General features: G+C 30.9%; 17 protein-coding genes. All 17 read left to right on the forward strand.

Annotated elements, in window-relative coordinates:
- Positions 1–102: 102 nt before the first annotated feature.
- Positions 103–2,517, forward strand: a complete 2,415-nt coding sequence (gene plsB / locus B9N71_RS06800) for a glycerol-3-phosphate 1-O-acyltransferase PlsB (RefSeq protein ID WP_085164992.1) — start codon at positions 103–105, stop codon at positions 2,515–2,517.
- Between the two features lie 96 nt (positions 2,518–2,613).
- Positions 2,614–3,138 (forward strand): SMI1/KNR4 family protein, encoded by a 525-nt coding sequence (locus tag B9N71_RS06805; protein WP_085164993.1) that lies wholly within the window; start codon positions 2,614–2,616, stop codon positions 3,136–3,138.
- A gap of 89 nt (positions 3,139–3,227) precedes the next feature.
- Positions 3,228–3,746, forward strand: a complete 519-nt coding sequence (locus B9N71_RS06810) for a CPCC family cysteine-rich protein (RefSeq protein WP_081296692.1) — start codon at positions 3,228–3,230, stop codon at positions 3,744–3,746.
- A 177-nt stretch (positions 3,747–3,923) separates the two neighbouring features.
- Positions 3,924–4,232 (forward strand): hypothetical protein, encoded by a 309-nt coding sequence (locus tag B9N71_RS06815; protein ID WP_208610458.1) that lies wholly within the window; start codon positions 3,924–3,926, stop codon positions 4,230–4,232.
- A gap of 68 nt (positions 4,233–4,300) precedes the next feature.
- Entirely contained in the window at positions 4,301–4,750 is a 450-nt protein-coding gene (locus tag B9N71_RS06820) for a hypothetical protein (RefSeq protein ID WP_085164995.1), read from the forward strand.
- A gap of 78 nt (positions 4,751–4,828) precedes the next feature.
- Positions 4,829–5,134, forward strand: coding sequence for a hypothetical protein (locus B9N71_RS06825; protein ID WP_085164997.1), 306 nt, complete (start codon positions 4,829–4,831; stop codon positions 5,132–5,134).
- 210 nt (positions 5,135–5,344) lie between these two features.
- Entirely contained in the window at positions 5,345–5,728 is a 384-nt protein-coding gene (locus B9N71_RS06830; RefSeq protein ID WP_085164999.1) for a UCP019853 family protein, read from the forward strand.
- Positions 5,729–5,744: 16 nt separating this feature from the next.
- Positions 5,745–6,230 (forward strand): hypothetical protein, encoded by a 486-nt coding sequence (locus B9N71_RS06835; protein ID WP_085165001.1) that lies wholly within the window; start codon positions 5,745–5,747, stop codon positions 6,228–6,230.
- 172 nt (positions 6,231–6,402) lie between these two features.
- Positions 6,403–6,732: a hypothetical protein gene (locus B9N71_RS06840; RefSeq protein WP_085165003.1), complete on the forward strand. Its 330-nt coding sequence runs from the start codon at positions 6,403–6,405 to the stop codon at positions 6,730–6,732.
- A gap of 33 nt (positions 6,733–6,765) precedes the next feature.
- Positions 6,766–7,044 (forward strand): hypothetical protein, encoded by a 279-nt coding sequence (locus B9N71_RS06845; protein WP_065575069.1) that lies wholly within the window; start codon positions 6,766–6,768, stop codon positions 7,042–7,044.
- 104 nt (positions 7,045–7,148) lie between these two features.
- Positions 7,149–7,478: a DUF7716 domain-containing protein gene (locus B9N71_RS06850; RefSeq protein ID WP_085165005.1), complete on the forward strand. Its 330-nt coding sequence runs from the start codon at positions 7,149–7,151 to the stop codon at positions 7,476–7,478.
- Positions 7,465–7,857 (forward strand): hypothetical protein, encoded by a 393-nt coding sequence (locus B9N71_RS06855; protein ID WP_143422074.1) that lies wholly within the window; start codon positions 7,465–7,467, stop codon positions 7,855–7,857. Before B9N71_RS06850 ends, B9N71_RS06855 begins: the two co-directional genes overlap by 14 nt.
- 41 nt (positions 7,858–7,898) lie before the next feature.
- Entirely contained in the window at positions 7,899–8,168 is a 270-nt protein-coding gene (locus tag B9N71_RS06860; RefSeq protein ID WP_085165008.1) for a DUF7710 domain-containing protein, read from the forward strand.
- Positions 8,169–8,265: 97 nt separating this feature from the next.
- On the forward strand, positions 8,266–9,393 hold the full coding sequence (locus B9N71_RS06865; RefSeq protein WP_143422075.1) for a leucine-rich repeat domain-containing protein: 1,128 nt from the start codon (positions 8,266–8,268) through the stop codon (positions 9,391–9,393).
- Positions 9,394–9,495: 102 nt separating this feature from the next.
- Positions 9,496–9,795 (forward strand): hypothetical protein, encoded by a 300-nt coding sequence (locus B9N71_RS06870; protein WP_065575016.1) that lies wholly within the window; start codon positions 9,496–9,498, stop codon positions 9,793–9,795.
- 86 nt (positions 9,796–9,881) lie between these two features.
- Entirely contained in the window at positions 9,882–10,202 is a 321-nt protein-coding gene (locus B9N71_RS06875; RefSeq protein ID WP_085165012.1) for a hypothetical protein, read from the forward strand.
- Between the two features lie 3 nt (positions 10,203–10,205).
- The gene (locus B9N71_RS06880) at positions 10,206–10,754 is read left to right on the forward strand and encodes a hypothetical protein (protein WP_065589876.1); all 549 of its coding nucleotides are present in this window, start codon (positions 10,206–10,208) and stop codon (positions 10,752–10,754) included.
- Positions 10,755–10,951 lie beyond the last annotated feature (197 nt).

The following is a 10,951-nucleotide window of genomic DNA, read 5'->3' on the forward strand; positions in this document are numbered from 1 at the left end:
AAATTTTTAATTTAAACATTCATTTCTCAGTTTAGTTAGAAAGTGCAGAATCTAAGTTAGTTAAATGGATAATTAATAAAAACGTATGAGGTTTATTTTTTTATGTTTTCTTGGTGGACTAAAGTTTATTTTTTTCTAATCCAAATTTTGGTGAAGCTTTTTGTTAAAAGCAAACCAATTCCTACCGATCCAATAACAGAATTAGACCTCGATACCAACAAGCCAATTTTATACGTACTTCCTTATAACTCTCAAATTGATTTGATGGTGGTTCGATCTCTTTGTTTGCAATATAGTTTACCTGATCCATTAGTTGGCATAGATATTAATGGTAAAGTTATTCCAGCTTATATCTATATTGATAAAGGACCTGGTATTTTTGCATCCAATCAACAAAAAAGTAAAGCGATTGAAATTTTAAGGGATTATATTTCTGCACATCAACATAATCATGATCTTGATATTCAGATGCTACCTATTTCGGTCATGTTTGGTCGCCGCCCTGATAAAGAAGGAGAAAAAAAACTTTCACTGCAAGTACTTGGTGCACCCAGTAAATTATTAAAAATAATGACATCAGGCAGAGACTGTTATACACGCTTTTCTCGTACTGTTTCGTTTAAAGATATTCATGTCGATAAACAAGATCTTTCAGTGTTAGCACATAAATTGGCTCGCGTTGCGCGTATTCATTTTGCAAAGCAAAGGATAGCTTCTGTCGGCCCCAAACTACCCATTCGCCAAGAAATGCTTAATAAATTATTAAATAATCCTGGACTGTCAGAAGCAATACAAGAAGAGGCTAAAAGCAAAAATATTGATATTGACAAAGCGAAAAAAAATGCTTTAGCAATGCTAAACGAAATTGCCGCAAATTTTTCTTATCGTATGTTAAGAATAACTGATTTTGTTCTCACTTGGGCATGGAATAGGCTCTATCAAGGTCTTAAAGTGACAAACGCAGATCCAGTTCGTGAGCTTGCGCAAAACGGACACGAAATTGTGTATGCTCCTTGTCATCGTAGTCATATGGATTACCTTTTATTATCCTATGTGCTTTATCGACAAGGTTTAGTTCCTCCTCATATTGCTGCTGGCATTAATTTAAACTTTTGGCCAGCAGGTCCTATTTTTAGGCGATTAGGTGCATTTTTTATTCGCCGCTCATTTAGAGGAAATAAGCTCTATACTGCCGTTTTTCGTGAATATTTGGCTGAACTATTTATCCGTGGTTATTCTGTTGAGTATTTTATTGAAGGTGGACGCTCACGCACAGGCCGGTTACTCGATCCTAAAACAGGCATGTTGATGATGACAATCCAAACATTATTGCGTGGTGATGCACGCCCAATTACTGTTGTTCCTGTTTATATTGGTTATGAACATGTTTTAGAAGTTGCAACTTATGCCAATGAACTCCGTGGTGCAAAAAAAGAAAAAGAGAGTTTAGGACGCACAATTAAAGCATTTTTCAAATTAAAAAAATTAGGGTTTGGCTATGTTAATTTTGGCCAACCTATACCTTTAAATCAATTTTTAAACCAACAAGTTCCTGATTGGCGAAATGAAATAGAACCAACTGGTACACAGCGCCCTAGTTGGTTAACACCAACAACCAATTTACTTGCTAAACAAATTATGGAGCATATTAACTCTTCAGCTGCAATTAATGCGATGAACTTATGCTGTTCAATATTATTGGCCGCAGACCAACGCGCACTAACCAAAGTAAGGTTACTGGAACATATCGATTATTTTTTAAAATTATTAAAAAATATTCCTTATTCAGATTTGATAACTATTCCAGATCAAACACCTGAAGAATTATTTGAACACGCCAAACAAATGGGTAAATTCATTATTACTACCGATGAAGTTGGTGAAATGGTTGGACTTACAACTGAACAAGCAGTATTAATGACCTATTACCGAAATAATATTCAGCATTTACTGATTATTCCTGCAATCGTAGCTAGAATTGTGCTCAAATATAACCAAATATCATCTGGCGAAATATTAGAACAAGTAAGACGGTTTTTCCCTTTAATAAAATCAGAACTATTCCTTTATCATAATGATGAACAGCTAACTGTATATGTACAACAAATCATAGCAACTTATGCCAAATTGAATTTAATTAGCGACTCGACAGATAAATTGACAGTAAATTCTTTAAAAATTTCGGGATTACAATTAATTGCTTCATCTTCTAAAGATACTTTACAACGTTATGCTATTGCGTTTTCTTTATTGCAAAAAGATCCAACTATTAGCCGTGCAAAACTAGAAAAAGAGGCGCGTCTCATTGCTGAACGGTTATCTGTTTTGCATGGTATTAATGCTCCAGAATTCTTCGACAAAGGTGTATTTTCAACATTAGTCGCATCACTACGAGAGCAAGGTTATTTAGATGATCAAAATGATACCAACTTAGGAAAAATTGAAACCATGAATACAATACTTAAGCCTCTAATTACAGCACGAGTAATGCAAACTATCGACGAAATCAATTTATAACTCAAATAATAAAAAGTCCATAATGAAGCTATTAAACAAAAAAATAATAAGTCATGCTTTTTAGTTAATATGGTTTGGGTGAAAAAGAAAAAACAAATGATATTGAAACTTGAAGAAACACAACAACAATTAACTGATGAAGAACTCAACGAATTTAGCCAATTCGTTGGGAATAAAATTCCCGATGATTTTATCAACTTTTACCGCCAATTTAACGGAGGAACTTTTATACAACTTGATAGTAAAATGAGTAATTATGTTGATGACAAGTTTTTGATTAATTTTTTTAGCATAAAATATGGCCTTACAATAGAAAATATTTATGCGCAGTTTAAACGAGATTTCCCGCAGCTACAAGATATGCTCCCTTTTGCTTCTGATCTATACTTGAATTGTTACCTGCTTTCATTAAGGCCTCAAGATAATGGTTGTGTTTACTACTGGTCAGTCGTAGAGCAAAAATTAACACTGCAATTTGAATCATTTAACTGTTTTATTTTATTTTTGGATGAGGTATTACAATCTCTTGACAAAAAATATAAGAAAGATCGCCAGCTAGATATTCTTATATGGGTTTGGGTTATTGCTTCAATTGCGCTTTACATTTATTTCAAAAAATAACCGTTTGTGATAATTATATTTTTGCTAAATAGATAATTAGCATTATAGCGTTCATTTAACTATGAGCTTAATAGAGGCATAGCAACATTATGTGTATATCTTTTTTGCGTAATGAGGTCATCAATTTTTTAAGTTATCATGCGTTATTTAGTTTAAGCTTACAAGCTAGAACAACATATTTGTTTGAAAATGGCATAATAAACCAGCAATCTTGCGAGCATGCTAAACAAGCAATATTTAATAATGATATTTTTGATAATTATAAACCCTCACCGTTATTAAAAAATCGTTATCTCGAAACAAAAATAGAGCAAATTACCGGTAATAAAATAAAGATTATAGATCACCCAGATAGTGGAATATCAGGGGTAGCTTGTGCTTGTTGCCAATTTGTGGTGTTCGAAAATGCTGAAGATGCTATTTTTGAAATATGCCCTGTTTGCAATTGGCAGACGGATACATTGGATAAAAATGGTTATAGCAAATTAAACAAAAGTTACTTAACAGATTATAAAAATAATATCGTCACAAAAGAATTGATTGAGCAATACAGTGATGTATTTATAAGAAGGTATTCACCTACCAGCTTAAAATTGAAGCAAGTGTAATTTTCTATATAAATTTTCCTATCACAATGAAAGTATGTAAAATCTGATTTTTTAAACAAAAAACAATCTTTATGGCTAAATAAAATTTGATAATTTATTATTAAGAAGGCTATTAAATAAATTGGTAAACACATTAAAAAATAACAGAATAACAAATGACTAAATAGGAATCTAAAAATGCTACATTCGACAGTTAATGTCAAAATTTATTGGCGATCCATACAACAAGGTGGAAAAAAAACGCTTCCTATAAATACAAAATACTATCCGATCACTGAACCGCTTAAAGATAAGCAGGGTGATATGACAAGTTGGTCATTGGTAATAAATGTTAAAAATAATGAGGACATTAATACTCATGAAAGAATAGGTTTTGGTGAAGCCCATTTTTTAATGAAAAATGCGCCCAGTTACTTACTCAATAAAGGGTTTAAAATAATTATTTATGAGGGACCTAAACAAGTGGCAACTGTTGAAGTACTTTAATTACTGTCTTAAAATACAATTACAAGCTAAAAACATCTACCAACTAGAAAAATAAAGGTAAAATCACATTGAATAAATGGGAGTTTAATCATCAACTCAATCAATTAATTGCTATATTGACTTCCAAAGGTTTTGTTACCAAAGGCTGTAATGACCAACAATTGGCTCAACTTGAACACCAATATGGTCGGCTTCCTGTATATTATAAAATTTTTTTGTCAAAACTAGGCATTAATGCAGGTGATTTTAAACTTGGTACAGCTATATTATTTCATGAAATTGATGATATAAACCAAGGCTCTTTAGTTTTACTGGTCGAGAACAATATTTCTATTCCCACTAATTTCTTTGCTTTTTTATTACATCAAGGTTATTCAAGTCTATTCTTTATGGATAGACATGATGATCCTATGGTCTATTGTTATACAGAAGGTGACGTAATAAAAAATTTAAATTGCAAATTTAGCCAATGTATATCGGCTGAAATAGCATTGTATAAAACGTATCAGACTGAGTAAATGATTTGTTTTTATGCTTTAGTGCATGACAAACCTATTAGGCTCTAAAATCATATTGAATAAAAAGGTTATGGTTATATGAAATATACTAAAAATGAATATATTCGATTAGGGCGAACATTACAAACAACAATTATTGATGATCTTCCCAATAATGCTTCACAATTTACTACTATTGCTATAAATTTTAAAAATAAAAAGTATAGGGTTCTTTACGAAGTTATAAAACTAGTCGATGGTGTGGATTTTTTCGACGAACATGAAACGATTATTGATGAAATTCATGAATTCAATTTGTATCAACAAATGATAGATTATTTAGGCTCTATTGGTATTGATATAGATCAATTGGGGCCAGCAAAAGGATCAAAGATAATATTTTGATTTGGGAAAAGTGTTAAGGTTATTAAATTCATTTTTTATATCAAATCATTCATTTCACGAAATAATGCATCAATATCATACAATTACAAACCAAGATAATTATAGGATAATACAACTGAATTTTAGTGATCTTATGCATCTGGATGTTCTGTTATTATATCCCCTAATTATGCGATCACTCACTAGTCACAATCAAACATGGAAAAAACAATGAAATATTACGCAAAGCTAGTTGCTATAGATCCATATATTGAGGAGCAGGCTACTTTTGATTTTGGTCAATATCAACTTTGCTGTTTTATCAATTCTTCCGCTTGTGCGCTAAATCAGGACAATATTTATCTATTAGAACTTAATTTGTGTTTTATTGACAAGATAAAGCCTGAACTATCTGGAGATAAGCATTTTTCTATTATGCAACAAGCTGATACTTTTGTTCATCATATTAATGGTTATCTATTTGAAAATAGATTAATACTATCGAATCTTGTTTTTCAAGATGATTTATTTTATGATTTTGCTTACTTAAGTGGTGATTTTATTAAGTTTAGTGTTGATAGGCTTTCTATTGATATTTTAAATAACATTTTTTAGATTAAGTATGATAAAAATGATATCCAATGTTGTAGTAAAGCGATTACCTCTCAGGAAACCTGGCGAAATCTATTCACTTGTTGAAGTTGATGGTGTTTGCTGTAATGAAAAACTGAAAGGGGGCTATTTAGAAGCGGCTTTTAGTTATAATGATGATTATATCTTACTTTTTTTGTCACAAAATGGTGACGCTTGGGAAGAGATTTTATCTATTTATTTACTTGATTTAAAAAGGAATAAATTTGTCGATCGAGCTAGAATTGGTGGTGGCTACTCTTCTTGGTTTGCTGGGAATGGTATTGATGATATTAAAATTTTATCCGATAATACGATAAGTTTTGAATTTATGTCGTTTAAGGATTCTGATGGTTGGTTACTCGAACTTTTTAACAAACCTATAAAAACCTTTCCGTTTGCACTTAGATATCTACCTTACATTTCCCGTCCAATTTCTTCCAAACGCTATTTTTTGATTAAAAAGAATAAAATATCACTTAACTAAAATCTTTGTATTGAAATACTAGATAGTTGTTAAGATGAAAAATTGTTTATAATAAATTATCTATATATTTTTTGAATATTGGTAATCAATATAGCGATGATCGTTGTTGCGAGTTAGGATTTATCTTTAAATAACAATTATATTTACCTTACAATATTACTAAAGAGGCGAAATGGTAGCTAAAATCATTCTGCAAGATACGTTCAATGAGCAAGATTTTCTACGGTTTGCCGAAAATTGGCAGCAAAATGCATCGATCATCATTGAATCAATATTACAACACAACGATGCAAAAAATCGTATTTTTAACTTTGTCTTAAATCATATTCCAGATTCATTTGCCGAAGCAGTGATTGATATTTTTCTGGAAGATAGTGATTTTATTATTAGTGATGAGGATCTGCTAAAATGTGTAAGGCAAGGCTCCATCGGTTTAAAACAGAGCATACGTTATCGAAAAAAGACACCTCAATATATTCTTAATTTATGTAACCAAGAATAATCAACGCATTACCAATATCAAGGAATATAAAAGATGCTAGATTTTTCCTACTTATCAGATCAAAAAGACAGTAAGCCATCTCTTGTTTTAAGTGATAAAAAAGTGCAATTACTTGAGCAAGCTTTTATCGATTTAAAGCGGAAAACAGGCATCATGATTGATGTCTATGGGCGAAACAGAATCTATCCCGATCATCAAAAAATATTAATCAACTTGTTACAAAAACATAACGACAGCGAAATCCAAAAACTAATTATGCTACTTAAGCAAGCTGTGAGTGAAGACGAAGTGATTATTGCCGATGGTGATTAAATGAATACATTGCTTATTGAAATATACTGACAATCATTTAATATGCCATTATACTGATGTCTGAATATTGAAAGTATCTTAACCTTTTAATTTTTTTGAAAATGATGAATTTTATTACTATACGAGATATGCTTTCTAACATAGAAGACATGCCATACAGTTTTTTTTATCTTCCCGCTGATCACTCATCTTGGACACTTGATACCCAAGGAGTTTTTAGTCTTGAGGATGAAGATATTTTAGATGATGATGATTCAAACCTGCCTAAACAAGCTATAGAAGAAGGTTGGATACCAACGCTAGAAAAAGCCGAAATTGAAGATATTATTAGCGTAGCTAACAATGAATTAGATAATCCAACATTAGAGGATTTATTTAGCTCTTTTGTCTTTTATTTTAAAAACGATGCTTTTTTACAGTATGATGATTTATAACAATAAAAAAACAGTTGACTTGATATCAAACTTATCTGATAAACTCAATCAATTAGGTATTTTATTACAATCGAATATTGCTAGGCAGTTTAAATTAACTGATATGGCTAGTTATGTACATGTTAATATCTTGAAACAACAAATTTATCTGCGTTTCAAATTATCAATTAACAGTATGGAACTATTTGATAATGATATTGTTAATATTTGCATCACAAACGATATGATACATATAACTTGCCTTGTCTATTCAAATTATGGTGTGGATAAAGTAATGGAATATCAAGATAATCTTAATAATTTTGAATTATCTATTTTCGACAACATTTCTCTTAAACTACTGTCATGTTTTAAATCACATATTAATTTTATAGCATAATACCATGTTGCAACCAGAATTGATTAAATAGGATAGCAAAAATGAAAGAAATATGGGTATTTAATGGTGAAGGAGCAAACTTTCCTGCTGGTATATTCACCTCGTTAACTGAAGCTAAAACTTGGATTGAAAAACATCAATTATCTGGTGTATTAACCCGTTATCCTGTGAATACTGGGGTGTATGATTGGGCCATTGCTAATGATTTGTTTACTGCCAAACAAACGTGGCATACAAAACCTGCCTTTATTGAATCTTTTACCTGTGCCTCAATGGAACACTACCATTTTGAAGCAGGACAACAGCAATAGCACTAAAACATTACTAATCATTAAAACTATTCTGTATAGAAAAAAGCCAAGTTATGTACACAACAATCCATTAACGCATTGACAAAAAAGGAAATAAGTGGTGGAAGAATTTTTCATATTACTTAAAAAAAAGGGAATAAATTATTTTATTAAAAACAATAAAATAACCATTAATGGTAATGTGGACTTATATCATACAAATATTAAGACACTTCCTAATAATTTATCAATTAGTGGGCATCTAAATTTAGCTCATTCACATATAGAAGAATTACCTCAAAATTTAACGATTGGTGGCAATCTAAATTTAAATTATACCCATATCCAGACATTGCCTGATAATCTATCAGTTGGTGGTAATTTATATTTAGCTTACAGCGATATTAAAACATTACCTAACACTTTTTTTTGTGGAGGAAATTTAGATTTAGACTCATCAAAAATAGAATCGTTACCTGATAACTTAACCGTACTTGGTAACTTAATTTTGCAATATACTAAGATAAAAGCATTACCTGAACATATCACAGTTAAGGGAAATTTAAATTTATACGATACTCAAATTGAAGTATTACCAACATATTTATCAATTGGTGGGGGATTAGATTTAAGCTATACAAATATCACAAGTTTACCAGAAAAGTTCTCTATTAATGGTAATTTAGCATTAAGTGGCACTAAATTAACAAACCTGCCTGAAGGCCTTTCTGTTTCTGGAAGTTTAGAACTTGAATATACTGAGATTCAAACATTGCCACGTAATCTTACTATAGGTGGTAATTTAGATTTATTTCACACGCAAATCAATAAATTATCAGAAAATTTATCAGTTGGAGGTTATCTAAGTTTACAAAATCAAAAAATTAACACCTTGCCCGAAAATTTATCCGTAAACGGAACTTTATACATTGATGAGACAGAGATTAAACGATTACCAGAAAGTTTACAGGTAAATCATGTACTGATTTTAGATATCGAAAAAATCGAAAATATTGTTTATTATAAAAATCTTGAAGGGTTTGCTTCAACAATTTTCGCTTGTTGGATCAATAATGAATTTACTATTGTTGCCGCTCGTTTTTTAGGTGCACTTAAAACATTTGAAGAATATGTTGATAAAAATGAATCCTATGAAAATGCAATCAATTACAAAATCGCAGCTAGAGAATGTGTAGAAAAATTAGCTAAAAAACTGAATAAACCTTTTTTATCTAACAGCCTCTAATCTGTCTGATAATTATGGTAAAAACAAAGATATTAATCCAGTAATCTTGTAAATATGTAAGATAATATCTTACTATTCATTACCTAATAGGTATTTAAATTTATGGCGCTAGATTTTATTATCAACTTTGACAATCAGCAATCAGAAATATTTACCATGAGCGAAGATCTTCATGGAAAAATATTTAGTACATCAACCTGCTGGAAAAGTCTTAAACAATTAAAAAGAATTCGTGACTATTACACCGTTAATGTTGTGTTTAATGCTAGCAATTTGGCAATATTGATAACTGATTTAACGCAAATTATGTCACAAATTGAAAATTTTACTCCTGAACTGCAACGGATCATCATCACGCTCAAACAAAAAAATATTAAACAATTACGTGTTACTGGTGATTAACTATTTAGTTATTGAATAATGGATATCAAATACTTAGCCATACGTTTTAGTAATAAAACTTATTATGATAGGGATAACACCACTCAATGTCAGCCGAGTTTAGATTAGTGTTTATAAATCACACATGGTATCAGCAAAATGCCTGTGATATCGCCAATGAAATTTTATCATTACCCACTTATATTGCTAAAAATAGCGCATACTGTTTATCAGGCTCACCATATTGGGATAATAGTAAGAGTAGATTGTTCGATGTCAGACTATTTTTGGAAGATACTCAAATTTTTATTGAAATAAGTGCTCATCCGCCTAGGATCGAAAAAGATTTAGCGCAGTTATTTACATGGATAAGAAGTCAGACTGAGATTAAAATATTAGACGACGATGGGCAAATATCAAGATGGTAAGTCATGATCGCATTGAATGCTAACATTATTAGCTATAAATCAATAGGAAACATTCAAATTGGTGATAACATTCTCACTTATTTGGATGAAATGTACCAACGTTTTGATGTTAAATGTCAAGAATGTGAATTGTATTCTCCACCTGGTGAGCAAAATAGATGGTGCTTCTATTCGTTAAACGATGGCACATTGACAATCACTACCACTTTTGACGGAGACATTATTGGAATAGGATGTAACCAAAATTACCAAGGCAAATATATAAATAAATATCAAAACGAGTTATATGCTGGCATTACCATGGAAGAGTTGTGCTATCTAACTAAGTTTCGAGCTATCTTACTTGGCATGCTGATTGTTGATGATGATTATGGTCTATCTTTCACACTACCTTCACCTTACGATGAAATCGCTGATAATATAAAAGACATCCCCTATGATTTAAAACTTAATGAACTTTATGTCACGGATTATTCTCAATGGAAGCCCAAAGCATATAAAAAGAAAACGCCGAAAAAACGCCGTATACCTAAACCTTATTCTTATTTTTAGTGTTAATTTAAAATATAAGCTATAAACGCCCTCTTCCTAAATTTTGTGTATTTTAAAGTTAAAGGTGACGGATGCTCGGTCAATTATTCATTTAATGCTGGATCGGCTACACTAATTCATACAACTTTTTTAAGGGGTAAGGTAAACTTATCACAACTAAAAAAGGAACAAATATGAATAAGATTAAACGCAAAAGA

The sequence above is a fragment of the Gilliamella bombi genome (assembly GCF_900103255.1).
Taxonomy (GTDB): Bacteria; Pseudomonadota; Gammaproteobacteria; order Enterobacterales; family Orbaceae; genus Gilliamella; species Gilliamella bombi.

Coding starts and splice junctions, on each gene's coding strand:
- B9N71_RS06830 (WP_085164999.1), top strand. CDS start 5,345: ATGAAATATTACGCAAAGCTAGTTGCTATAGATCCATATATTGAGGAG.
- B9N71_RS06875 (WP_085165012.1), top strand. CDS start 9,882: ATGTCAGCCGAGTTTAGATTAGTGTTTATAAATCACACATGGTATCAG.
- B9N71_RS06810 (WP_081296692.1), top strand. CDS start 3,228: ATGTGTATATCTTTTTTGCGTAATGAGGTCATCAATTTTTTAAGTTAT.
- B9N71_RS06880 (WP_065589876.1), top strand. CDS start 10,206: ATGATCGCATTGAATGCTAACATTATTAGCTATAAATCAATAGGAAAC.
- B9N71_RS06850 (WP_085165005.1), top strand. CDS start 7,149: ATGAATTTTATTACTATACGAGATATGCTTTCTAACATAGAAGACATG.
- B9N71_RS06805 (WP_085164993.1), top strand. CDS start 2,614: ATGATATTGAAACTTGAAGAAACACAACAACAATTAACTGATGAAGAA.
- B9N71_RS06870 (WP_065575016.1), top strand. CDS start 9,496: ATGGCGCTAGATTTTATTATCAACTTTGACAATCAGCAATCAGAAATA.
- B9N71_RS06860 (WP_085165008.1), top strand. CDS start 7,899: ATGAAAGAAATATGGGTATTTAATGGTGAAGGAGCAAACTTTCCTGCT.
- B9N71_RS06815 (WP_208610458.1), top strand. CDS start 3,924: ATGCTACATTCGACAGTTAATGTCAAAATTTATTGGCGATCCATACAA.
- B9N71_RS06840 (WP_085165003.1), top strand. CDS start 6,403: ATGGTAGCTAAAATCATTCTGCAAGATACGTTCAATGAGCAAGATTTT.
- plsB (WP_085164992.1), top strand. CDS start 103: ATGTTTTCTTGGTGGACTAAAGTTTATTTTTTTCTAATCCAAATTTTG.
- B9N71_RS06835 (WP_085165001.1), top strand. CDS start 5,745: ATGATATCCAATGTTGTAGTAAAGCGATTACCTCTCAGGAAACCTGGC.
- B9N71_RS06825 (WP_085164997.1), top strand. CDS start 4,829: ATGAAATATACTAAAAATGAATATATTCGATTAGGGCGAACATTACAA.
- B9N71_RS06845 (WP_065575069.1), top strand. CDS start 6,766: ATGCTAGATTTTTCCTACTTATCAGATCAAAAAGACAGTAAGCCATCT.
- B9N71_RS06855 (WP_143422074.1), top strand. CDS start 7,465: ATGATGATTTATAACAATAAAAAAACAGTTGACTTGATATCAAACTTA.